Source organism: Serratia bockelmannii (assembly GCF_008011855.1).
GTDB classification, from domain to species: Bacteria; Pseudomonadota; Gammaproteobacteria; order Enterobacterales; family Enterobacteriaceae; genus Serratia; species Serratia bockelmannii.
Genome location: NZ_VOUX01000033.1, coordinates 93,692 through 117,207 on the forward strand (window position 1 = coordinate 93,692; position 23,516 = coordinate 117,207).

Consider the following 23,516-nt stretch of genomic DNA (forward strand, 5'->3'; position numbering starts at 1 on the left):
GTCGAGAAGACCGCACACCATTTTTATTGCGGCGTGTTACTGCTAAAGCAGGCAAGACCAAAATAGGAATGCACTTCTCCTTGTGACGAGGCGCATTTCCATTTTGGTCTTTTTTTTTGCATTTTACCGGGGAAAACGATGGACTATCAGAAACTTGGCTTAGAAATATTGGCGCGGGTCGGCGGTAAAGGCAACGTCAGCAAGCTGACGCACTGCGCGACCCGTTTGCGTATGGAATTCAACGACGACGCTAAAGTGGATTCGAAGGCGATCGAAGCCCTGCCGGGCGTTATCAGCGTGGTGGTGCGCGGCGGCCAGTTTCAGATCGTGGTCGGCAATAACGTGCAGCAAACGTTCCGCGTGCTGCAAAAGGAGATTGGCCAGCCGCAAACCGGCGCTCAAAAGCAGCAGCCGAAAGGTGGCGTGGTGTCACGGATTATCAGTGTGATTTCCACGACCTTTACCCCGGTGATCCCGGCCATTACCGGCGCGGGGATGATCAAGGCGCTGCTGGCGATCCTCAAGCTGGCCGGGGCGATAGATCCCGCCGGCACGACCTATCGATTGCTGGATACCGTCGCCGATGCGGCGTTTTTCTTCCTGCCGGTGCTGTTGGCTTACGGTGCCGCGATAAAATTCGAGTGCAATCCCATCCTGGCGATGACCCTCGCCGGCGCGTTGCTGCACCCTAATCTGGCTCAGATGCTGGCGGCAGGCACCGCGATTGATTTTCTCGGCATGCCGGTGCGGCTGGCGGATTATGCCGGCTCGGTGTTGCCGATCATTTTTACCGTGTGGCTGATGTCCTATATCGAGCGGTTTGCCGAGAAAGTTTCGCCGACGATGATCAAGTTCTTCACCAAACCGATGATTGTGTTGCTGGTCACCGCGCCGCTGGCATTGGTGGTGGTCGGGCCGTTCGGCATTTTCCTCAATGACATGGTGGCCGCCGGTGCGGCGATCGTCGATGGTAGGGCTAGCTGGCTGATTCCTATGTTGATGGGCGGGCTGCAGCCATTTTTGGTGATCACCGGCACCGCCTGGGCGATGACACCGATAGCCACCGGCCAATTGACCAAGAATGGTTTTGAGATGATTAACGGGCCGGGCATGTTGGCGTCCAATATTGCGCAAGGTGCGGCGACGCTATGTGTGGCATTCCGCACCAAGAACACGAATTTGCGCCAGTTGGCGTCCTCCGCCGGTTTTACCGCGTTGTTGGGGATCACTGAACCCTCGCTGTACGGGGTGACGCTGAAACTGCGCAAGCCGTTGATCGCAGCGATGATCGGCGGTGGCTGCGCCGGCATTTACGCCGGGTTGAGCGGGTTGGTGCGCTATGCCTTCGTTTCTCCTGGCCTGGCTGCTTTGCCGGCGTTTATCGGTGAGAACCCGATGAATATCGTGCATGCGCTGATCACTTGCGCCATTGCCATCGTCGTGACCTTTGCCCTGACCTGGATCCTTGGCTTCGACGATCCGGTCGAGGAGGCGACCGAAGTGACTCAGGTGGCGGCCGACGAGGTATCGCCGGTTTTCAGCCCGCTGACTGGCAAAGCCGTGACGTTGGATCAGGTCAACGATGACGTCTTCTCACAGGGCTTGTTGGGCCAGGGCATGGCGATCATACCGTCGGAAGGGGTGCTGCGTGCGCCGCTGGACGGCGAGATAGTGACTTTCCTGCCGTCAAAACATGCGGTCGGCATCAAGGGGGACAACGGTGCGGAGCTGTTGCTGCATATCGGCATCGACACGGTAAACCTGGGTGGCCAACACTTTGACTCCGGACTGCAGATTGGCGATCGCGTGAAGGTCGGCGACGAGCTGGTGCGTTTTGACATCGGCGCGATCGCCGCATTGGGCTTCGATCTGACGACGCCGGTATTGATCGTCAACAGCGAAGCGTTTCAGGTTCAGGTGTTACCTAAGCCGCATGGCGTTCATGCCGGTGAGACGATTATGGCGCTGAAGGCCAATAAGGAGCCGGCATGATTTATCAACGCTTGCACGATTTTCCCGCCGAGTTTCTCTGGGGCGCGTCGACTTCCGCCTATCAGGTGGAGGGCGCATGGAATGAAGACGGAAAAAGCCCGTCGATCGTCGATATGCTTGAACATCCCGCAGGCACGGCGGATTTTACGGTGGCCAGCGATCACTATCATCGCTTTCGCGAGGATGTGAAGCTGTTCGCAGAACTGGGGTTAAAGGCCTACCGGTTTTCGGTTGCGTGGACGCGCGTGTTGCCCGATGGCGTCGGCGAAGTCAATGCGCCGGGGCTGGCGTTTTACCGGCAGTTGATCGACGAATTGCTGGCGCACGGCATCGAGCCGGTGGTGACGCTGTATCATTTCGATCTGCCTTATGTGCTGGAGCAGCAGGGCGGCTGGTCCAATCGCGCCACCATCGAGGCTTTTGTCACTTACGCCGGCGTGCTGTTCGACGCCTTCGGCGATCGGGTGAAGTATTGGCTCACCATCAATGAACAGAACACCATGATCCTGCACCCCGGCGCTATCGGCACGCCCAAAGGCGGTGCGTTGCCTGACAAACGGACGCTGTATCAGCAGAGTCATCATATGTTGGTCGCTCAGGCCAAAGTCATGGCATTATGCCATCAGCGCTGTCCCGGCGGGAAAATTGGCCCGGCGATCAATACCACCTCGATGTATCAGGAGACCTGCAATCCGCTGGATGCCATTGCCGCTCATAACTGGGAGACGTTGCGCTGTTGGAGTTTTCTCGATGTGGCGGTGCATGGCCGCTACAACGCCCTGGCCTGGCGTTACCTTGAGGATCGGGGGTGGTCGCCGGACAGGGAGCCGGAGGACGCGGCGCTGCTGTTGGCGGCACGACCGGATTATGTGGCGATCAATTACTATTCCACCGCCACGATCGCCGCCAGCCGCGGCGACGGTGCAGACGTGAGCGCACGCGCCGGCGATCAGCAAATTATGCTCGGCGAACCGGGTGTGTATCGTGCGGCGGAAAACCCGTTTGTCGGCAAGACGCGCTACGGATGGGTGATCGATCCGGTTGGCCTGCGCTTAACGCTGCGCAAGACCTTCGAACGCTATCACCTGCCGATACTCATCACGGAGAACGGCATTGGCGCGCCGGATGAATTGCGGGCGGATGAGACCATCGACGACGACTATCGCATTGAATTCATGCGGCAGCATGTCGAACAGATGCGGCTGGCGATCAACGATGGCGTCGAGCTGCTCGGTTATTGCCCGTGGGCGGCGATTGACGTCGTCAGCACGCATCAGGGCTACGCCAAGCGCTATGGATTTATCTACGTGAACCGCGGAGAACGGGATCTTAAGGATCTGCGGCGCATCAAAAAACGCAGTTTTGACTGGTATCGGCAGCTTATCGCCGCCAATGGCCGGTTAGGCAAATAAGCAAGGTGACGGCCGAGACGATGAAAGTCATTAAGGTGCTCAACAACAGTCTGGTGTTAACCGCGGACGACGATAACCGTGAGGTTATCGTCATGGGCAAGGGAATTGGTTTTAACAGCAAAACCGGAGACGAGATCAACCCGGCCGCCATTGAGAAAGTGTATGTGGTGCAGGAGGGGCAAAAGGGGCGCGATTACCTGCGGCTGATTGAAACTGCCCCGACGGAACACATCGAAATTGTGCAGATGATCCTCAGTGAGGCCAACCGCCAACTGAACGGCAACATTAATGAACAGATTTTCTTTACGCTGGCGGATCACGTCAGTTTTGCTATCGAACGTCATCACAAGGGTATCGCCATCCAAAACCGCCTGCTGTTCGAGGTGAAGCGTTTCTACCCGCGAGAGTTTGCGGTGGGGCTGCAAGCCTTGGCCTACATTAACCAGCGGCTGAGTATCCAACTGCCTGAAGAGGAAGCGGGCAATATCGCCTTTCACCTGGTCAACGGCCAGACCGAAGTGCAAAACATGGAGCACACGTTGCTGGCGGTGAAGATGCTGAAAGATATTTTCAATATCATCAAGTATCACTTTCGCCTCAATATCGACACCGATTCGCTGAACTACGCGCGCTTTTTAGTGCATATGCAGTTCTTTATCCAGCGCATGCTCGACGGCAAACAGATGACCTCGAAGGCCGACTTTCTGTTTGCCCAGATGATGGCCGAGTACCCGCATGCCTATCGTGGTGCGCTATTGATCCGCGATTACGTGAAGAATCTGCTGCAAATGGAGATGTCGAACGATGAGCTGCTGTATTTGATGATCCACCTGACGCGCATCACCGATCAGCCCGAGGCCTGAACCGCCTCGGCGACCAGTTCGCGAAAGCGCTCGACGATCGGTGAGGCCGGGCTATGGCGCAGCGCCAGGTAAAGCGGGGCGCTGAGCTGCGCTTCTTCGGCGAGGGTGCGGTAGACAATGCCGTCGCCGCCCAGCCGCCGCATCGAGCCGGGCACGATTGACAACCCCAGCCCGGCGCCGACCAGGCTGAGGGTGGCCGGCAGGCGTGGCGCTTCCTGCACGATGCGCGGGCTGAAGCCGGCGCGGTGGCAGGCGGCCAGGATGGCGTCGTACAGCCCCTGGCCGGCCGGGCGGCGATAGAGAATAAACGCCTCGTGGGCCAGTTCGGCCAGCGGCAGCGGCTGCTGCGTTTCTTGCGCCAGCCGGTGGCCCAGCGGCAGGGCGACGATCATCGGCTCGCTGAGCACCGGCTCGACGCTCAGGCCGGGAATGCCGTTGGCCGGCGAACGCACGAAGGCGGCGTCGAGGCGCTGTTCCAGCAACGCCTCCATCAGTTCGCCGCTGCCGGCTTCTTCCAACTGGGTGGTGATACCCGGCAGGATGTCGCGGTAGCGGCGCAGCAGGTTGGGCACGAACGGATGCAGCGCGGCGGAACTGGTGAAACCGATGGCGATGTGGCCCTGCTCGCCGCGGGCGGCGCGCTGTACCGCTTCGCGCAGACGTTCGGCGCGCGCCAGCAGGGCGCGAGCCTCTTCAAACAGCACGCCCCCCGCTTCGGTGACGCGCACGCCGCGCGGCAGGCGCTGCAACAAGGTTACGCCCAGTTCGTCTTCCAGCCCCTGCAGCAGGCGGGTCAGCGGCGGCTGTTGGATAAACAGCCGCTCGGCGGCGCGGGTGATGTTGCCTTCTTCCACCACGGTGACGAATGCCCGCAGGCGACGCAGTTCGATCATAGCCATACCTCAAAGGTATTGTTAGTTTCTCCGGAATGCATTAGACATCATGGCACGGCGGCGCGCATGATACCAGACATCAAAACAAGCGATGTGGAACGGCAATGTCATGTCAGATATCAATACGTTAAAACCGCACCCGGCGGCAGCGCCGGGTAATGCGGAGCTGTTTTTGGGCTTTCTCTGGCTGGGGCTGATCGGCTTCGGCGGCGTGCTGCCGATGGCGCGCAGTATGCTGGTGGAGCGCCGGCGCTGGCTGAGCGGCGAACAGTTTACCGAGCTGCTCGGTCTGTGCCAGTTCCTGCCCGGCGGCAATGTGATCAACCTGTCGGTGGCGGTGGGCATGGAGTTTCGCGGGCTGCGCGGCGCGCTGTGCGCCTTGCTGGGCCTCATCAGCGCGCCGACGGCGATCGTGGTGGGGCTGGGCGTGGTGTACGCCCGCTTCCAAAACGATCCGCATGTGCAGCATGTGTTCGCCGGGCTGGCCGCCGCCGCCGCCGGGCTGCTGCTGTCGACCGGGCTCAAGATGCTGCTGCCGCTGCGCGGTAAATGGCCGGCGCTGGCGATCGTCGCGCTGGCGCTGATCGCCATCGCCTGGCTGCGCCTGCCGCTGTTGCCGACCATGCTGGTGCTGGCGCCGCTGAGCATTCTGCTGATGTGGCGGTGGCCGTCATGAGCGGGGTGTTGATGGCGTTGGCGCTGATTTTCACCGAGCTTTCTTTATTGGCGTTCGGCGGCGGCATGACCATTCTGCCGGAAATGCAGCGGCAGGTGGTGGAGGTGCATCAGTGGATGAGCGCCCAGGAGTTCAGCGCGCTGTTCGCCATGGCGCAGGCCGCGCCGGGGCCGAACATGATGATCGTGCCGCTGGTCGGCTGGCACGTCGCCGGCTGGGCGGGGCTGTTAGTGTCTTCGATCGCCAAGTTCGGGCCGTCTTCCATCGTTACGCTATTGGTGATGGGCGCCTGGCGGCGCTTTAAGGATCGCCCGTGGCGCCGCATCGTGCAGGCCGGACTGGTGCCGCTGACCGTGGGGTTGGTGGCGGCCAGCGGTATCTTGATCGCCGAGGCTTCCGCGCCCAGCTGGCGGCTGGCGGCAATCGTGGCGCTGGCGACGGGGTTGAGCATGAGCAAGCGCCTCCATCCGCTGTGGGTGCTGGCGGGCGGCGCGCTGCTCGGGTTACTGTTCGCCTGAAGGGTTAGCGCGGGATCAGTACAAAGCGCGAAGGGCCGTTGCGGTCGATCAGCTCATAGCGCTTCGGCGCGGTCAGGGCCAGAAACGCCACCATGCTCCCTTCGGCGTCGGTCAGCGTCATGCCGTCCGGCGTCGGCCGCCAGGCGACCGGCAGCGCGTGCAGCGCCAGCGGCTGCAGGCATTGGGCGGAGGCGCTGAAACGGAAAGCGTTGGTGTTGGCGACCGCTTCGTCGCTCAGCTGCACCTCGCAGACGGTTTTACCGTCGCCGATGGCGGCGAGCTGCCAGTCGCCCTTCAGCGCGGCGGGTTCCAGCAACGGCAGTGAACTGCCCAGGGCACTGCTGCACAATATGCTCATAACGACTCCTGTCAGGCTGGCGCGGCGCAAAGCGCGCATAAGGAAATGGGTTGGCATCGGGTCACTCCTTTCGACTGTCCGTTCACACTTTAGCACGTACCTATCTTGATGATGAGGGAAGGATTAGGTTTTTTAATCCTCGATTATTCTGATCTGATCGGTGATAAAATACGCAAAAAGACGAATAATTAACCCGTTAATGCGCTCATTTTTCTCATTAATATAGTGAGAATACAAATTGTTACGCGTATCTCCATCTCTATGCCCGGCGCGGTGAAGCCAGGCCGGGTGGGCTCGCGCCAGCGGGGTGAGTCACTATACTGGTCATTCCTAAGCCTTGGCTTAGATTAGAACGACTGATGAATAGTCTTACAAAGCGAGTGGGTTCCTATTGTGTAAAAGGAGAATACAATGCGCAGTCGCCACAACGACATTTTGCAAGATGACGATGAGTTCACCAGCCTGGCCGCCACATCCCCCAACGATCATAACTATCAGTTTTACTATCACCAGCCCGGCAGCCCCTATGACGGATTGGGCTACGGCGCGCTGTTCACGCTGGACAACGCTAACCTGTACAGCAACCAGCGCGGCGGGGCGGCGATTAATAATTTGGGTAAAATCCGCGATAACTTCAGCTTCGATCGCGCCGCCGATCAGTTGACGCGGCCGGGCCTGACGCACAACGGCGACCAGGTGTATCACCAGCCGGTCGCGCTGACCTATTCCTTCCTGACGCAGAGCGCGCTGAACCGCATCGGCCAGACCGGTGACGGCGACAAGGGGCTGCAGCCATTGACCCAGGCGGCGCAGGCTCAGGCGCTGAAATCGATGCAGGCGTGGGCCGACGTGGCGAACGTGACCTTTACCGAGGCGGCGTCCACCGATATCAACCACCGCGCGGACATCACCTTCGCTTACTTCACCCAGCGCGCCGACGGCAGCACCGCCGCCGGCAGCGGCCCGAATGCCATCAACGCGTACGCCTATTACCCGCCGAGCGCCAAACCGGGCAGCGATAACGCCTTTGCGGGCACGGTGTGGTTCAACAAGAACTTTGCCACCCATCAGGCGCCGGTTAGCGGTGACTTCAGCAGCCAGACCTTCACCCACGAGCTGGGGCATGCCCTGGGGCTGGCACACCCGGGATCTTATGACGCGTCGCTGGGCAACCCGAGCTACCAGAACGATGCCGCCTATTATCAGGATTCGTTGCAATACTCGATCATGAGCTATTTCAACGCCGGTTACACCGGCGCCGACACCAAAGGGGTCTATGGCTATGGCCCGATGGTGGATGACATCGCCGCGATCCAAAAATTGTACGGCGCCAACATGAGCACCCGCACCGGCGACACGGTGTACGGCTTCAACTCCAACACCGGGCGCGATTTCCTGACCGCCACGGCGGACAACGGCAAACCGGTCAACTTCGCGGTGTGGGACGCCGGCGGCAACGACACGCTGGACTTCTCTGGCTACAGCCAGCAGCAGATGATCAATCTGAACGACGGCGCGTTCTCCAGCGTCGGCGGCGGCACGCAGAACGTCGCCATCGCGCGCGGGGCGATCATCGAGAACGCCATCGGCGGCAGCGGGCGCGATGTGATCATCGGCAACGATCAGGACAACCTGCTGGCGGGCAACGCCGGCTCCGATATCCTGTACGGCGGCCTGGGAGCGGATCATCTGTGGGGCGGCAAAGACACCAATAACTTCACCGACTATTTCGTCTATCTCAACGCCAGAGAGTCCACGGTGGCGGCGTTCGACGTGATTGAAGACTTCGAGCACGGCATCGACAAGATCGATCTCTCCGGCCTGCGCTTCAACAACAGCCTGAGCGAGCTGCGCTTTATCGACAGCGGCAGCGCCTTCAGCGGCCAGAAAGGCGAGATCCAGCTCAACTTCGACGCCTTCAACGGCACCACCGATCTGCTGATGAACACCCAGAGCAACAGCTACGCCGCCGACTTCAAGATCCACGTGGTCGGGCAGGTCGAGCAGAGCGATATCTTGTTTGCCTGAGGTGATGAAGGGGAAGAGAAAAGGGCCGAACGGCCCTTTTTTTACGGCTGGGCTGCCGCCGCGCTTTCCGCCACGAAGGAACCGGTCGTCACCTCGCCGGAACGGCGGTAGTGAGCCACGATCACGCCGCCGGGCGAGACCACCGAGTGGGTCAGCGTGAAGGCCGCCGGCGCCGCGTTGTCATCGAACAGCCGCTTGCCGCCGCCGAGCAGCACCGGGTAGGTGAGCAAGCGCAGTTCATCCACCAGGTCGTTGGCCAGCAGCTGTTGCATCAGCGTGCTGCTGCCCTGCACCAGCAGCACCGGCCCCTGGGTGCGCTTCAGCTCGCGCAGCCGGGCGAGGATGTCTCGCCCCAGCCACTGGCTGTTCTCCCACGCCAGCGTCTCGCCGTGGTGGGTGGCGACGTACTTGGTGGCCTGATTGAACACGCGGGCGATGTCGGCGGAAAACGGGTCGGCCTCGTCGGTGATATGCGGCCAGTAGCCGGCGAAGATATCGTAGGTGCGCCGCCCGAGCAGCAGATCGAAAGGCGCAGAGAAAAGATCGCTCATCGTTTCCGCGACGGCGTCATCCCAATACGGCGCGGTCCAACCGCCGAAGCGAAAGCCGCCGCTGCGGTCTTCGTCCTGCCCACCGGGCGCCTGCATCACGCCGTCGAGGCTGACGAACGCGCTGGCAATAATCTGTCGCATGGCTGTCTCCTGCAATTGAGTGCCAGCTGAAAGTTTAGCCGCCGCGCGGCGGCTGCGCCAACCGGCCGCTCAGGGTTGCAGCGCCTTGAGCAACGCCTGATGGAAGCGCGCCGGCTCCTCCATTTGCGGCGCATGGCCCAGCCCGGCGAACTCGATCAGCGTGGCGTGCGGGATGAGTTTCGCCGCCTGTTTGCCCAGCACCGCGTAATGCCCGATTTTGGCCTTGACTGCCGGCGGGGCGATATCGCTGCCGATGGCGGTGGTGTCGGCGGTGCCGATCATCAGCGTGGTGGGCGTCTGCAGATCCTTGAACTCGTAATACACCGGCTGAGTGAAGATCATGTCGTAGATCAGCGCCGAGTTCCACGCCACCAGGCGGTGGCCCGGCCCGTTGTTCAGCCCGGCCAGCATATCCACCCAGCGATCGTACTCCGGCTTCCAGCGGCCACCGTAGTAGGTGTGCTGCTCATAATTGCGGATGCCCTCGGCGGTGGTGTTCAGCTCGCGCGCGAACCATTGATCGACGCTCCGCCACGGCACGCCTTTCGCCTTCCAGTCCTCGAGGCCGATCGGGTTGACCATCACCAGCCGTTCCACCGCCTGCGGATACATCAGGCTGTAGCGCGTGGCCAGCATGCCGCCGGTGGAGTGGCCGATGACGATGGCCTTGCTGATGTTCAGGTTCTGCAGCAGGCCGTGGGTATTTTGCGCCAGCTGCTGGAAGCTGTACTGGTAATGCGCCGGCTTGGTAGAGGAGCAAAAGCCGATTTGGTCCGGCGCGATCACGCGGTAGCCGGCCTTGCTCAGCGCCTTGATGGTGTCCTGCCAGGTGGCGGCGCAGAAGTTTTTACCGTGCAGCAACAGCGCGGTGCGGCCGTTGGCGGCGCCTTCCGGCGGCACGTCCATATAGCCCATTTTTAACGGCTGCCCCTGCGAGGTGAAGCTGAACTGCTGCAACGGGTAGGGGTAGTGAAAGCCCTGCAGCTCAGGGCCGAACGTCGGCGTTTCGGCGGCGCCGGCGTTGAACGCGGCCAGCGCGGCGCACAGCAGCGTACTACGGGTGAATCTCAGCATCCTGATCTCCTGAAAACGGACGAGAGCCGAGTATAGCCATAATCGGCGCGGCGGCGCGCCAGTGGTTTCAGATAATTCTGTATATGACGGTTTGATTCCCGGCCAGATTCCGGGCAACGCTCTTTTTCACAGTGAACGCGGTCACGCCGCGCAACATTGGCGGCGCCTGATGGTTTTATTTCAAGGCTAAGTTATGCGATGCTTAAGCATTATTTATGCAAAAGGATCCTCGCATGTCCGCTTTATCCCGCTGCGCTTTCAGCGAAGGCAGCGTCGCTTTGCCGGAAGGCTATGCCGATCGCACGGTCAACGTCCTGTTGGCCGGCGATGATGTTTCCCCCTCAGTCAATATTTCCCGCGATGCGCTGCAGCCGGCGGAGAACCTGGAAGGCTACGTCACCCGCCAGCTCGATGCGCTGGCACAGGGGCTGAAAGGTTGGGCGTTCAAAAGCCGCGAGCCGGCGACGCTGGGCGATGGGCTGGCCGCCGGTGAATGGGTGCGCGCCAGCTACCTGCGCGACGGCAAACGCATCTGGCAGAACCAGGCGGTGTTCGCCCTGGCGGAAGGCCGGGTGCTGGTGTTCACCCTGGCGATGGCGCGCAAGCTGACGCCACAAGACGACGCGCTGCTGCAGCAGGTGCTGAGCAGCTACCGGGCGGCCTAACGATGAACTCTTTGCGTAAAAGGACCTTACGATGACCGAAGCGGCTCGCGTCGGCGATATTATCGGGCATTCCCATGCCCTGGCCGGCATGATTGCCGGCACCCTTGTCGGCGGCCTGATCGCCGCCGCAGGCGCGGTGGCGGCGGGGGCGCTGTTCGTCGCCGGCCTGGCGGCCTCCTGTATCGGCGTCGGCGTGCTGCTTATCGGCGCCAGCCTGGCGGTGGGGTATCTCACCGGGGAGGCGGCCACCGCGGCGCGCGACGGCATTGCCGACGCCGGTGCCGGTAGCCTGACCCCCAAAGGCAATATCGTCACCGGTTCCCCCAACGTTTTCATCAACGGCAAACCCGCCGCGCTCGCCACCAATAGCCAGGTGGCCTGCAGCGACGACGGCCCGAGCATGCAGATGGCGCAGGGCTCCGACAAGGTCAGCATCAACGGCCAGCCCGCCTCGCGCGTGGGGGACAAAACCAACTGCGACGCGCAGGTGATGGAAGGTTCGCCCAACGTGTTTATCGGCGGCGGCACCGTCACCACCTTGCCGATCAAGCCCGAAGTGCCGGATTGGCTGTATAAGGTCTCTGACCTGACGCTGCTGTTCGCCGGCCTGGTGGGCGGCGTGGGCGGCGCCGCCGGCAAGTTGGGGGCGCTCGGCAAACTGCTGGGCAAACTGCCCGGCATCAACAAACTGGCGCGCATCGCCTGCCGCGCCGGCACCCTGATGACCGCGACCGCCGCGGTCGGCATTATCGCCCGGCCGGTGGATATCGTCAGCGGCCAGAAATTCCTCGACGGCGAAGACGATCTCGATTTCGTGCTGCCATCGCGCCTGCCGGTCGCCTGGCAGCGCTATTGGCGCAGCGGCAACCCCGGCGACAGCGTACTGGGCCGCGGCTGGAATCTGTTCTGGGAGAGCAGCCTGCAGCCGTATCAGGACGGCCTGGTGTGGCGCGCGCCTTCCGGCGACTTCGTCGCTTTCCCTATGGTGCCGCGCGGCCACAAAACTTACTGCGAAGCCGAAAAATGCTGGCTGATGCACAACGATGACGGCAGCTGGCAGCTGTTTGACGTCGGCGAACAGATTTTCCACTACCCGCCGCTGGCGGGCGAGCAGCCGAGCCGGCTCAGCATGATCACCGACGCCATCGGCAACGCCACCTCGCTGTTTTACGACGACGAGGGGCTGCTGAGCGAACTGGTGGACAGCGCCGGGCAGCGCCTGATGTGCCGCTATGCGCAGGGCCGCCTGCGCGAAGTGGCGCTGCAAACCGCCGAAGGCGAACGGACGCTGGCGCGCTACGGTTACGATGAGCAGGGCCAACTGACGACGGTGAGCAACCGCGCCGGTGAGGTAACGCGCCGCTTTGGCTGGCGCGACGGCCTGATGATCAGCCACCAGGACGCCGCCGGGCTGCTGAACGAATACCAATGGCAAGAGATCGACGGCGTGCCGCGCGTGACGGCCTATCGCAACAGCGCCGGAGAATCCCTTGAGTTCGGCTATGACTTCGCCGGCGGGCGCCGCAGCGCGGTGCGCGGCGACAGCAAGCGCGCGGAGTGGCGGCTGGATGACGACGACAACGTGGCGCAGTACACCGATTTCGACCAGCGCCGCTACGGTTTTATCTACCAACGCGGCGAGCTGTGCAGCGTGCTGCTGCCCGGCGGCGCGCAGCGCCAGAGCGAATGGGATCCTTATGGCCGCCTGCTGTCGGAGACCGATCCGCTCGGCCGCGTGACGCGCTATCAATATTCGCGCAACAGCGGCCGGCTGTTCGCCGTCGCGTACCCGGATGGCAGCAGCGAGGCGCAGCACTGGGACACGCTGGGGCGCCCGACGCGTTATGTCGATGCCCTGGGCAATGCCACGCTGTACCGCTATCCGGATGACGAAGAGAGCCTGCCGGCCAGTGTGATCGACGCGCTGGGCGGGGAAGTGAAGCTGGAGTGGGACGCCCGCGGCCAGCTGACGCGCTACACCGACTGTTCCGGCAGCGTCACGGCTTATACCTACGATGCGCTGGGGCAACTGACGGCGCAGACCGATGCCGAAGGCCACCAGACGCGCTACCTATGGGATAACGGCGGGCGCCTGCACACCCTGATCCACCCGGACGGCGGCGAAGAGCGTTTTAACTGGAATGCGCACGGCCAGCTGGCCGAACATCAGGACGCGCTGGGCAGCCTGACCCGCTGGCAGTACAACGCCCTGGGGTTGCCGGTCAGCATCACCGACCGCATCAACCGCACCCGGCGCTATCACTACAGCCCGCAGGGCTGGCTGACGCGGCTGGAGAACGGCAACGGCGGCGACTACCGCTTCAGCTACGATGCGGTGGGCCGCGTGCTGGCCGAAGAACGCCCGGACGACACCCGCCACTATTATCGTTACGGCGCGGCCGGGCTGCTGGAAGAGCACCGTGAGGTCGGCCTGCCGGGCGGCGCGGGCGAGCTGACTCAGCGCGAACAGCGCTTCCGCTTCGACGAGGCCGGGCAGCTGGTCTGGCGCAGTAACGCCAGTGCGGAATGGCATTACCGTTTCGACGCCATGGGGCGGCTGCGTGAGCTGAACCGCCTGCCGACGGCGAGCGGCGTGGCGTTGGGGATCGAGCCGGACAGCGTGCAGATGCGCTATGACGCCGCCGGGCGGCTGCTCGGCGAGCAGGGCGTGAACGGCGAGCTGCAATACCAGTGGGATGCGCTGGCCAACCTGCAGGCGCTGACGCTGCCGCAGGGCGATCGCCTGCAGTGGTTGTATTACGGTTCCGGCCACGCCAGCGCCATTAAATTCAACCAGCAGGTGGTGAGCGAATTCACTCGCGATCGCCTGCACCGGGAAACCGGCCGCAGCCAGGGCGCGCTGCAGCAGCAGCGGCGTTACGACGCCCTGGGCCGCCGCATCTGGCAGAGCAGCGCCTTCGGCCACGACAAACTGACCCGGCCGGAAGACGGCGTGCTGTGGCGCGCTTATCGCTACACCGGCCGCGGCGAGCTGGCCGGGGTGAGCGACGCGCTGCGCGGCGAAGTGCACTACGGTTACGACGCCGAAGGCCGCCTGCTGCAACACCGTGAGCCCAATCAGGGCAAACCGGGCTCGCGGCTGGTGTACGATTTGGCGGATAACCTGCTGGGCGAGCGCAGCCCGCAGAGCGACATCGACGCGCACCTGCCGCTGGCGCCGATTGCCGACAACCGCCTGACGCACTGGCAAAAACTGTTTTACCGTTACGACGCCTGGGGCAACCTGATCAGCCGGCGCAACGGCCTGTACGAACAGCACTACCGCTACGACGCCGACAACCGGCTGGTGCAGGCGCACGGCCGCGGCCCGCAGGGCGAGTTCGAAGCGCAGTATCATTACGACGCGCTGGGCCGCCGCAGCCGCAAGGCGGTGCGTTACAAGGGCAAAACCGAACAGACGACCCGTTTCCTGTGGCAGGGTTATCGGTTGCTGCAGGAGCAGCGCGACGACGGCAGCCGCCGCAGCTGGAGCTACGATCCGGCCAGCCCGTGGAGCCCGCTGGCGGCGCTGGAGCAGGCAGGCGACAGCCGCTCGGCGGATATTTACTGGTATCACACCGATCTGAACAGCGCGCCGCTGGAGGTGACCGACGCGGCGGGCAACCTGTGCTGGTCCGGGCAGTACGACACCTTCGGCAAGCTGCAGGGCCAGACGGTGGCCGGCGCGGCGAAGCGGCAGGGCGCGCAATATCAGCAGCCGCTGCGCTACGCCGGGCAATATCAGGACGACGAAAGCGGCCTGCACTACAACCTGTTCCGCTACTACGAACCCGAGGTGGGGCGTTTCACCACGCAGGATCCGATAGGGCTGCGCGGCGGATTGAACCTTTATCAGTATGCGCCGAACCCGCTGATGTGGGTGGATCCGCTGGGGTTGAGTGGTGAAAGTGTCTTTATACATTATACGGATAAAAGCGGTTTTGAGAGTATAATGAAAACAGGAGTTCTCGAGGCTAATGCCAAGGGGAAGGTTTATATAACAGATATACTTATGTCACCTAACGATGTCATGCGGGACATTCTTATTAATGATCCTAAGCATGTAGGAAGAGGTGATTATGCTATTATCTTTAAAGCAGATCCTGTGCAAATGAGTAACATAAAACAGTCATCTGCCCTTGAATACATTCATAATGGAAGGTTGAAGTTAAAAGATGTCCTTTACTCTGGGGGGAATCCTTATTCCATAGTATCTAAAATGAATTATGAAACGAGAAGTAAATTAACCTTTAATCAGATTAAGGCAAGGGGGAGCTGTGGTGGATGAAAATGAAAAGAAAATAATTGTTACTCAGGCTGAAATTAGTGCACTGAAGAAGCTTATAATGTATGTTAAGTTTTCTTGTGATGATGTTGAATCATTAGAGTATGCTGGTAGTTATGCAATCAATAGTTTCTTTGATAAGTTGATTGCTATTGATTATCTTGGAGAGTTTGAGCGAAAATTTTATGACATACAAAACCCGGACAATGAGATTGCAGTAATGAACAAAATTAATAAATATCAACATGATTCTTTAAATAAAATGAGTGACGAGACTATGAGGGAAGTCTTTAAACAATGTCTTCATCCATTTAAACCAAGATAAAGTATCTTAATAGGAGGGTAATACTCTCTCTTACTAACCACATAGTTCGAAGAGTTTATAAGCCTCCTGTGGCAGCACCGTCGGTTGTCGCAGGAGTGATGTGACAACGGCGACTGTTCGGCGAATATTTTCTGGTGTTACATTGATCGGATTAGTGCGTTATTGGAAGTAAGTGACACGGTGTATAATCTAGGTGGGTAATTATTAATATGTTTGAAAATAATAGATTAATTGACAATCTGGTATTTTTGAATGAATCTAGTAAAAATGAAAGTGTCATTATGAATTTTTATTCTTGGGTCCATATTATTTATGGAGTGATTGTTTTTTATGGAAGAAAAAGTGAAGAGGAAGCAAGTTACATAATTAACAATACGCCTATGTTTACAACACCACCCAAGAATTTCATGGAGGCCTGTATGTTAGGTCATGAGGATGAATATTATTGGGGTATGGTAATGTCACATGGTGATAGATATTTTGAGAAGGGTTTTCCTCGTACAGCACCGAATGATTATTTTGAATGGGAAGATAGTTATATAAAAGATCACAATCTTGAGAGAAACACTCTAGTTTTTAATGATTAAAATAAGTGATGTTGCTAGAGCCGACAATTCTCAGTCGGTTCTGAATGTCTAGAATGAAAAGTATCTAAAAGAGCAGGTTTGATAATTTTGAAATATCCATCCGTACACATTGATAAATCATTTAATATTACGGTGTCTAACATGATTGATTTTAACGCGAGGATTGTGTCGGGTGTTTCCATAGGGAATGTCGTTCTAAATGAAAATATTTCACTATATATTAATGAGATGCACTCCAGATTTAGTGTTAAGATTAAAAACCACTTCCTACCTGACGGGAGTGATCGAAAGTCATATACAGTCGACAATACCTTGACCATCGTAACTGATAAAGACGGTGTCATTTTGTCACTTGGATGTAATGCTCATTATCAAGGGGCTACAATGGAATCATATTTCCCGGAATGAGTGTGATAGATATAATAAAGCTGACGATGTCGCAGAAAATATACAATGGCTCCATCATTATTAATGATGATTTTGGTGTTTCGTTTATCCTCCCATCCCCATATGATGAGATTTCCGATGCGATAAATCATATTCCTAGTGGTCTGATAATAAACGAAATTTTCGTATCTGATTTTTCATTCTGGCGTTAGCTTATGGAATATATGAGTAAGTTTAGTGGGCATGTAATTAAATTTGGGGTGAGTGATATAGTTGTCACTGGCTACATAGGCTCGGATACGCCGCCGGTTTTTCACCCGATGTATGACAGGATTTACTTTATATCAGATGAAGCTATATTTGAACTTTACATCAATGATGATGGGGTTGTTAACTCACATCTGGTTGAAAACATCGCTCCGTGGTTTGAGGTGGATGAGGATGATCAATTTTCCATGATGTCAATTTATTCTCAATCATTTAAAACTGAGCAAGAGGTTAGGATAGTTGGAGTAAATCATAGTGACGTTCCGTTCTCAGGGGTTTTCTTAGAATATAAGGAGGGTGACGATGAGCGGTTATTGACTTTAGAACCAAATAATTTTTTCGGCTTTCTTATTTCATAGCTTAAAGGATTTGGAGATTGTTAAATAAAATGCTAATTAACTGTTGGAAATGACTTATTCTATTTTCCGTGGGAGGAGGAAAAACTGTGGAATCCGATAAGAATTATTATAAAGGCACATGTGAACTCATTTCTGGCGAGGGGAGGATCTATACTGAGTTTAATGGCGATGTTGCAACAAGACAAATAACTATAATAAATGATTTGTATTATTCATCCTCATCTTTGGAAGATTGGCACGAAGATATAGGTTTTTTACTTTATGATGGTAAGAAAAGTGAGCTTGATCTTTCTGAGTCAAAGTTGATAACTAGTCTTGAATTTGAAAATGAATGGGATAAGACAATCACCCCTGATGTTTTGAATAATTATGTCAGTTTTAGTTATGGTGATGCGTCTATTCCTTTGTCAAAATCTAAAATGATCATTCATATTGTGAATAATAAGGGTAAGTGGGGAAAAGGCTTTGTTGTTCCTCTATCAAAACGCTATCCAGCAGTAAAGGAAGGATATTTAAAGTGGTTCTCTGAAAAAAAGGATTTTTTTCTCGGGAATGTACAATTCATCTGTGTGAACGGAAACGAGCGGATATATGTTGCAAATATGTTGGCTCAGGATGGACTAAAGAAAAGTAAAGATGATAATGCTCAGTATGTTTCATATGAAGCACTGAAAGAATACCTGAGTCTGGTTTCTGATTATGCATTAAAAGAAAGGCTTAGTATACAATTTCCTATGATTGGTGCAGGATTGGGAGGTGGTGATTGGGATGCTATTTTTTCTCTAATTAAAGAGTGCTTGGCAAGAAAGAGAATAAAATGCAACATCGTTAAATTAGGTTGAGTGAGAGTGACATGAACTTCTATACTTTCAGTAGCTTTACATTTGGCGATAACTTGATTTGTTTTCCCGATCCGAAATCAAGATTGTCCAGCTTTTTTATTTGGAATGAAGGTGATGGTAAGTTCCTATCCTACTCACTGCCAAAAGGGAAAGTGCCAAGCGCTTTGAGTAGCGACATTTTTAATTTGCATGACTATTTTCCTGCCAGTCTCGGAATTCCAATTTTTTCAAAAAAAGCTAAGGCTGTATTTGAACGCAAGGTTTCGTCTGAAATGTTATTCTATGAATGTGCGGTAGAAAACGTAACTGAAACGATGCTTCTGTGTAAAGTGAATAATTATTTTTCAATTATTGATGAGGAAGCCTCGACGTTCAGAGAGCTTGGGGATGGAAGCAAGCTCATTGATGTGCCTGCTTACAAGTGTGACAGGGAGTTCTTTATTGCTAGGGATAGCATCTATTGTGAAAGGATAATTGTCTCTCAGCAGTTTGTTGACCTATGTAATGAAGAACAGCTAAACATAGACTTTGAGAGTTGCTAATTGACGTTCCCAAAAGATGCTCACCATCCTCTTATTCCTCCCCCAAACTAAATACCCAATGTGCCATCAATCAGGGTGCGGCAGTGCCCGCCGATCCAGGGTTCGCCGTCAATAAAGCGCACGCTCACGCGGCCATCTCGATTCAGTTGGGTGCCCTGGCGCACCTGGTAGCCCTGTGCGGTCTGGCCGCCGTCGGGGAAGCGGCTGGTTTGCAGCAAGCGCGCCAGGCAGGCGTTGGCGCTGCCGGTCACCGGATCTTCAATCAAAACACCGCATTCCACCATAAACGCGCGCATTTCGTAATCGGCCGGTTCGGTTGCGGAGCAGGCGCCATAGATCACCACGCCATCCACATCACACGCGGTTTGCAGCTGTTTAATCGTGGCCTGATCCGGCGTTACCGCCAGGCAAGACTGCGCGTCCGGCAGGCGCACCATCAGCCAGCGAATGCCCATCTCGGCAATCACCGGCGGGGTGCCTGCTGCAATCACTGCAGGCCGTAAAGCGGCCGTCAACCGTTCGGTTTCCTCGGCCGCCATTGGGCGGAACTCAACTTCGGGCGCGGCGAACGCCAATGTGCCGTCCGGCAGGATATTGACCGCCACCAGGCCGACGCCGCATTCCTGCATCACCGTTCCGGGGCGTTTAGGCGCCAATCCGGCTTCCAGCAGGGCGTGTGCGGTGCCCAGCGTCGGGTGGCCGGCGAAGGGCAGCTCCTTTTCGGTAGTGAAGATGCGCATCTTATAATCCGCCGCCGGGTGCGTCGGTTTAAGCACGAAGGTGGTTTCCGAAAGGTTGGTCCAACGGGCCAATGCCAGCATCTGCGCGTCGTTCAGCCCTTCGGCTTCCAGCACCACCGCCACAGGATTGCCGAGCAGCGGCGTGGCGGTGAAAACGTCCACCTGTTTGTAGGCGCGGGGTGCCACATCATCACTTCTGAGCATTGGCCATCATCCGTTATCAACAAAACCTGATGATAACGATATTCGCCAATGGCTTCAAAGGGTTGAGTTTTGTTTTGAGATATCTGCCCGTCGCCACTTCAGCCCCGGCTTGGCGAACATCACCAGGTTGCCCAGCAGGATCAGGCACAGGCCCAGCACGGCGTTGAAGTGCCACTGATAGCCTTCGTAGATCGTTGAGATGGTCAGTGCCACCAGCGGGAACAGCAGGGTGCTGTAGGCCGCCGCGCCGGCGCCGATGCGGCCGAGCAGGCTGAAGTAGGCGGCGAAGGCGATCACCGATCCGAAGATCGCCAGGTACAGCAGGGAGCCGATATAGCGGCTGCTGTATTCCATCTGGAACGACGCGCCCTGTGCCAGGGCGATCAGCGCCATCAGCATCGCGCCGTAGGTCATGGCGTAGGTGTTAGTGGAAAAGATATCCAGCCCGCGGCGCTGATGGCGCGCGCTGATCATATTGCCCAGCGAGAAGCCGTAGGTGCCGAGCGCGCTCAGGCCGATGCCTTTAAGCAGCTCCGGCGCCATGCGGGTGGCGGCCAGATCTTGCCAGAACAGCGCCACGATGCCGGTCAACCCCAGCAGCGCCGCCGGCAGCAGGTTGGGGCTGGGGCGCTGGCGGAAGAACAGCAGGCTGTTGAGGGCGTTGAACAGCACCGCCATCGAGAAGATCACCGATTCCAGCCCGCTGCTGATGTAAGCCGCCGCGTGGTAAAAGCAGAAGAAGTTGAAGCCGAACACGCAGCAGCCCTGCAGCACGCAGAACAGATGATCGCGCGGGGCGAGACGGCGCAGGCGGCGCGTTAACAACAGCACGGCGAACATCACCGCGGCGGAAATGGCGAAGCGGTAAGCGATTGAGACGGGAATGGCCACCGGGCCTTCCTGTTGCAGGGTGATCGCAATCCAGGTGGTGCCCCAAATCAGCACCACGGCGAGGTACAACAGCGCATTCATTCTATTTGTTACTCCGAAAAAACCGATGGCGCAGTATCCGCTTTGGCGCGCGGCGGCGCTTGCAGCGCTTTGCGCCCAGTTGCATATTCTTGCGCTTTTTTTGCCAAAAGCGCGCCGCGGCGGCTGGCATGCCGCGGCGTCACTCTTTACACTGTCGGCATGTCGAACAACGGGGCCGGCGATGTCCAACTATCAGGCGTTTGAAACACTGCGTGAGCACAAGGCGCGGCTGCACGGCAGCGTGCTGCTGGGCACCGGCGTGGAGCTGGCGGCCTGGTCCAACTGCAACGATCGCGTCACGCAGGAAAGCGCCGACCACCATACCCTGAGCCTGTACGTCGCCGACGGCTATGAGTGCTACCAGCAGGTGCCGGGCGGCTGGCGCAACGGCGGCGGGCCGGATCGGTTCTGCATCATGCCGCGCCAATACGCCTCCACCTGGGATGTGCGCAGCGATCTGTCGTTCGTGCACCTGTATTGCACCGATGGGCATCTGCGGCAGCTGGCGGAGCAAACCTGGGATCGCAGCCCGGCGGCGATCAACGTGGAGCCGCGCAGCTTCGGCGAAGATCCGCAGATCACGCTGCTGTACCGCCAGTTTTTGCTCAACTGCGATTGGCAAGACAGCGCCAATCTGCTGGCGCTCAGCAGCGCGTCGAACCTGCTGATGTCACACCTGATCCAGCGTTACAGCCAGCTGCAGTGGAAGCTGCCGCCGGTGCGCGGCGGCCTGGCGCCTGCGGTAGCCCGGCGGGTGCGGGAATATATCGAAAACCACCTCGATCGGCCTTTGCTGTTGGCGGATCTGGCGGCGCAGGCCGGGTTGAGCGAATACCATTTCGCCCGCATGTTCAAGCACGCCACCGGCCTGGCGCCGCACCAGTTCGTGATGCGCGCCCGGCTGCAGCGGGCGGAACAGCTGTTGCGGCATAGCCAACAGCCGATCACCGAGATCGCGCTGGCGTGCGGCTTCAGTTCCGCCAGCCATTTCAGCAACCGCTTCAAGGCGGCCTATGGATTTGCTCCGCTGCAGGTGCGGCAGGGGCGCTAACCGAAAGGGAGTGCAGCATGGATCAACAATTTGCCGGGCTGGGCGTGTTGTTTGTCGCCGGATTCGGGCCCATCACGCGTGAGAGCGACGAGAGCAAGGCGTTTTATGTCGAGGCGCTGGGGCTGCCGCTCAAGCCGATGCTGGGCAACGAAACCTATCTGCTGTCGGAGCAAGGCGCGCTGGACGGGGTGAAGCATTTTGCCCTGTGGCCGCTGGCGCAGGCGGCGCAGTCCTGTTTTGGCGGCGATCGCTGGCCGGCGGATCTCGCAGTGCCGCAGGCATGGATCGAGTTTGACGTGGCCGACATGGCGGTAGCCACCCAGAGGCTGGTCGATCGCGGTTATCGGCTGTTGGTCGCCAACCGCGAAGAGCCGTGGGGGCAAAGCGTTACTCGGTTGCTCAGCCCGGAAGGACTGCTGGTTGGCGTCACCTACACGCCCTGGTTGCGTTAAACGCCGTGCCGTTCGCCGCCGTTTCGCAGCGGCGGGCGGCCTAAGAACAAATACGCATTAGCTTAAAGCGATCTGCGCTATAGACCTATCGAATCCCCGAGTTGTTTCCTTCCCTGAAAGCAGTAATCCCGTTTATTGCGTAAAAACCAAGGGCCAGAACGCGCTATTGCCATGCCATTTTACGGCGATTTTCCCTCGTCTTTTTTTGTCGCCAGGTGCCTGATGGGAATAGAGATTATTCTTATATTTCCATCAATGCTTAAGAAATAATAATGATTCTCGTTTTCAACCACGGAAAGGAGAAGGAACGATGAAAACAGTGAAACGAACGGGCATCGCGTTGGCGATAGCCCTGACTTTCCCCCTGGCATTGCCTGCCGCTATGGCGGCGCAACCCTCCCTGACAAACAGTAAGGCGGCGACGATGACGGAAAAACACGGGCAGTTTATTGCGGTCGGTAAAGTGGTGCAGGTGACCTTCGGCGATTTCGCCTTCAAGCTGGATTTTACCGATGACAAGACCATGACCTTCACCGGTATCGGCGAGGCGTCGCAGGGCATCACCGATACGGTGCAGTACACCGCAGTGGAGATTCGGCCGAAGGTTTACATGGTTTATTGGCACGAACCGCAGTCCGGCGACAACGTGACGCATATCGAGGACTTTGAGCGCGGCGAGGTGTACACCAACATCGCCGCCAAGGACGGCAGCTTCACCCATCTGAAAGGGCAGCTGAAAATCGTAGGTCACTCAGGAAACTAAGGAGCAGTTATGAAAAAGGCATTGATCGCCTGTGCGATCGTCGGCGGCTTGCTGGCGAGTTACCCGGCGTTGTCAACGGATCAGGCGGCGTCGCAAAAGTCGGCCGGCAAGGGCGGCTATCATCATGCCCAGCAAAAGCTGAAGGTGGTGGAAGATCTGTACGCGGGCTTCTTCAACCGCCACGACATCGGCGTGGCGCAGAGGCTGATTGTGGAAAACTACAAGCAGCATAACCCGTTCGTCGGCGACGGCATCAAGCCGTTCCTCGATTTCTTCAGCCAGACCTTCAAAGACAATCCGCAATACAGCGCCAAAATATACCGCAGCGCGGTCAACGGCGATCTGGTCTACGTTCACGTCAAATACCAAAATAACCCGCAGGATCGCGGCACCGCCAGCGTGGATATTTATCGGGTGAACGATCAGGGGAAAATCACCGAGCATTGGGACGTCAATCAGGATGTGCCGGAAAAATCGGCTAACGACAATACCATGTTCTGAGCCACAAGGGCCGCTGCGGCGGCCCTCTACGCGCCTGCAACACTTTATTTACTTACATAAATATTAAA

General features: G+C 57.9%; 23 protein-coding genes. 17 read left to right on the forward strand and 6 right to left on the reverse strand.

The window, feature by feature from the left end; all coding sequences use genetic code 11:
• Positions 1 to 138: 138 nt before the first annotated feature.
• From FOT55_RS17015 to licT, 3 genes are read left to right on the forward strand one after another with little or no spacing between them, the layout of a single operon-like run.
• Positions 139 to 1,992, forward strand: a complete 1,854-nt coding sequence (locus FOT55_RS17015; RefSeq protein ID WP_043143225.1) for a beta-glucoside-specific PTS transporter subunit IIABC — start codon at positions 139 to 141, stop codon at positions 1,990 to 1,992.
• The gene (locus tag FOT55_RS17020; RefSeq protein ID WP_147823767.1) at positions 1,989 to 3,404 is read left to right on the forward strand and encodes a glycoside hydrolase family 1 protein; all 1,416 of its coding nucleotides are present in this window, start codon (positions 1,989 to 1,991) and stop codon (positions 3,402 to 3,404) included. The genes FOT55_RS17015 and FOT55_RS17020 overlap by 4 nt, the downstream gene beginning before the upstream one ends.
• A 20-nt stretch (positions 3,405 to 3,424) precedes the next feature.
• Complete coding sequence (gene licT, locus FOT55_RS17025; RefSeq protein ID WP_043143221.1) at positions 3,425 to 4,267, forward strand: BglG family transcription antiterminator LicT; 843 nt, start codon at positions 3,425 to 3,427, stop codon at positions 4,265 to 4,267.
• On the opposite strand, the gene FOT55_RS17030 is transcribed toward licT, so the two are convergent.
• Positions 4,252 to 5,166 (reverse strand): LysR family transcriptional regulator, encoded by a 915-nt coding sequence (locus FOT55_RS17030; RefSeq protein ID WP_043143219.1) that lies wholly within the window; start codon positions 5,164 to 5,166, stop codon positions 4,252 to 4,254. The two genes, licT and FOT55_RS17030, sit on opposite strands and share 16 nt — an antisense overlap.
• A 103-nt stretch (positions 5,167 to 5,269) precedes the next feature.
• Between FOT55_RS17030 and FOT55_RS17035 the strand changes: the two genes are divergently transcribed.
• A complete protein-coding gene (locus FOT55_RS17035) occupies positions 5,270 to 5,836 on the forward strand; it encodes a chromate transporter (protein WP_127145882.1) in 567 nt (188 codons plus the stop codon).
• Complete coding sequence (locus FOT55_RS17040; protein WP_028127817.1) at positions 5,833 to 6,354, forward strand: chromate transporter; 522 nt, start codon at positions 5,833 to 5,835, stop codon at positions 6,352 to 6,354. Before FOT55_RS17035 ends, FOT55_RS17040 begins: the two co-directional genes overlap by 4 nt.
• A gap of 4 nt (positions 6,355 to 6,358) precedes the next feature.
• Here the strand turns inward: FOT55_RS17040 and FOT55_RS17045 are convergent, their stop codons facing one another.
• Positions 6,359 to 6,712: a protease inhibitor Inh/omp19 family protein gene (locus FOT55_RS17045; protein WP_016927814.1), complete on the reverse strand. Its 354-nt coding sequence runs from the start codon at positions 6,710 to 6,712 to the stop codon at positions 6,359 to 6,361.
• Between the two features lie 411 nt (positions 6,713 to 7,123).
• Here FOT55_RS17045 and FOT55_RS17050 point away from each other — a divergent pair, with 411 nt between their 5' ends.
• Complete coding sequence (locus FOT55_RS17050; RefSeq protein WP_147823768.1) at positions 7,124 to 8,740, forward strand: serralysin family metalloprotease; 1,617 nt, start codon at positions 7,124 to 7,126, stop codon at positions 8,738 to 8,740.
• A gap of 41 nt (positions 8,741 to 8,781) precedes the next feature.
• Here the strand turns inward: FOT55_RS17050 and FOT55_RS17055 are convergent, their stop codons facing one another.
• Both FOT55_RS17055 and FOT55_RS17060 read right to left on the reverse strand, forming a co-directional pair.
• Positions 8,782 to 9,432, reverse strand: coding sequence for a dihydrofolate reductase family protein (locus tag FOT55_RS17055; protein WP_147823769.1), 651 nt, complete (start codon positions 9,430 to 9,432; stop codon positions 8,782 to 8,784).
• Between the two features lie 69 nt (positions 9,433 to 9,501).
• On the reverse strand, positions 9,502 to 10,506 hold the full coding sequence (locus FOT55_RS17060) for an alpha/beta fold hydrolase (RefSeq protein ID WP_060433014.1): 1,005 nt from the start codon (positions 10,504 to 10,506) through the stop codon (positions 9,502 to 9,504).
• Between the two features lie 233 nt (positions 10,507 to 10,739).
• Here FOT55_RS17060 and FOT55_RS17065 point away from each other — a divergent pair, with 233 nt between their 5' ends.
• The 7 genes from FOT55_RS17065 (at position 10,740) to FOT55_RS17100 (ending at position 18,765) form a co-directional block, all read left to right on the forward strand.
• Positions 10,740 to 11,171, forward strand: a complete 432-nt coding sequence (locus FOT55_RS17065; RefSeq protein ID WP_049207056.1) for a DcrB-related protein — start codon at positions 10,740 to 10,742, stop codon at positions 11,169 to 11,171.
• Between the two features lie 31 nt (positions 11,172 to 11,202).
• Positions 11,203 to 15,459: an RHS repeat-associated core domain-containing protein gene (locus FOT55_RS17070; protein WP_147823770.1), complete on the forward strand. Its 4,257-nt coding sequence runs from the start codon at positions 11,203 to 11,205 to the stop codon at positions 15,457 to 15,459.
• Positions 15,452 to 15,781 (forward strand): hypothetical protein, encoded by a 330-nt coding sequence (locus tag FOT55_RS17075; RefSeq protein WP_230201382.1) that lies wholly within the window; start codon positions 15,452 to 15,454, stop codon positions 15,779 to 15,781. The genes FOT55_RS17070 and FOT55_RS17075 overlap by 8 nt, the downstream gene beginning before the upstream one ends.
• Positions 15,782 to 15,990: 209 nt before the next feature.
• Positions 15,991 to 16,368, forward strand: a complete 378-nt coding sequence (locus tag FOT55_RS17080) for a hypothetical protein (RefSeq protein WP_147823771.1) — start codon at positions 15,991 to 15,993, stop codon at positions 16,366 to 16,368.
• Positions 16,369 to 16,979: 611 nt separating this feature from the next.
• Positions 16,980 to 17,381: a hypothetical protein gene (locus FOT55_RS17090; RefSeq protein ID WP_230201383.1), complete on the forward strand. Its 402-nt coding sequence runs from the start codon at positions 16,980 to 16,982 to the stop codon at positions 17,379 to 17,381.
• Between the two features lie 86 nt (positions 17,382 to 17,467).
• Positions 17,468 to 18,223 (forward strand): macro domain-containing protein, encoded by a 756-nt coding sequence (locus FOT55_RS17095; protein WP_147823772.1) that lies wholly within the window; start codon positions 17,468 to 17,470, stop codon positions 18,221 to 18,223.
• Between the two features lie 11 nt (positions 18,224 to 18,234).
• On the forward strand, positions 18,235 to 18,765 hold the full coding sequence (locus FOT55_RS17100; RefSeq protein WP_147823773.1) for a hypothetical protein: 531 nt from the start codon (positions 18,235 to 18,237) through the stop codon (positions 18,763 to 18,765).
• Between the two features lie 47 nt (positions 18,766 to 18,812).
• Here the strand turns inward: FOT55_RS17100 and FOT55_RS17105 are convergent, their stop codons facing one another.
• Positions 18,813 to 19,709 carry a PhzF family phenazine biosynthesis protein gene (locus FOT55_RS17105; protein ID WP_147823774.1) on the reverse strand — a complete coding sequence of 299 codons (897 nt, stop codon included), beginning with the start codon at positions 19,707 to 19,709 and terminating at the stop codon, positions 18,813 to 18,815.
• A gap of 54 nt (positions 19,710 to 19,763) precedes the next feature.
• Complete coding sequence (locus FOT55_RS17110; RefSeq protein WP_147823775.1) at positions 19,764 to 20,681, reverse strand: DMT family transporter; 918 nt, start codon at positions 20,679 to 20,681, stop codon at positions 19,764 to 19,766.
• A 181-nt stretch (positions 20,682 to 20,862) separates the two neighbouring features.
• On the opposite strand from FOT55_RS17110, the gene FOT55_RS17115 reads away from it, so the two are divergent.
• From FOT55_RS17115 to FOT55_RS17130, 4 genes are all read left to right on the forward strand, one after another.
• Positions 20,863 to 21,732, forward strand: a complete 870-nt coding sequence (locus FOT55_RS17115; protein ID WP_060433021.1) for a helix-turn-helix domain-containing protein — start codon at positions 20,863 to 20,865, stop codon at positions 21,730 to 21,732.
• A gap of 17 nt (positions 21,733 to 21,749) precedes the next feature.
• Positions 21,750 to 22,184: a VOC family protein gene (locus FOT55_RS17120; protein WP_147823776.1), complete on the forward strand. Its 435-nt coding sequence runs from the start codon at positions 21,750 to 21,752 to the stop codon at positions 22,182 to 22,184.
• Positions 22,185 to 22,494: 310 nt separating this feature from the next.
• Positions 22,495 to 22,947 carry a MoaF-related domain-containing protein gene (locus FOT55_RS17125; protein WP_028127408.1) on the forward strand — a complete coding sequence of 151 codons (453 nt, stop codon included), beginning with the start codon at positions 22,495 to 22,497 and terminating at the stop codon, positions 22,945 to 22,947.
• A gap of 9 nt (positions 22,948 to 22,956) precedes the next feature.
• Positions 22,957 to 23,448, forward strand: coding sequence for a nuclear transport factor 2 family protein (locus tag FOT55_RS17130; protein WP_025302780.1), 492 nt, complete (start codon positions 22,957 to 22,959; stop codon positions 23,446 to 23,448).
• Positions 23,449 to 23,516: the final 68 nt, after the last annotated feature.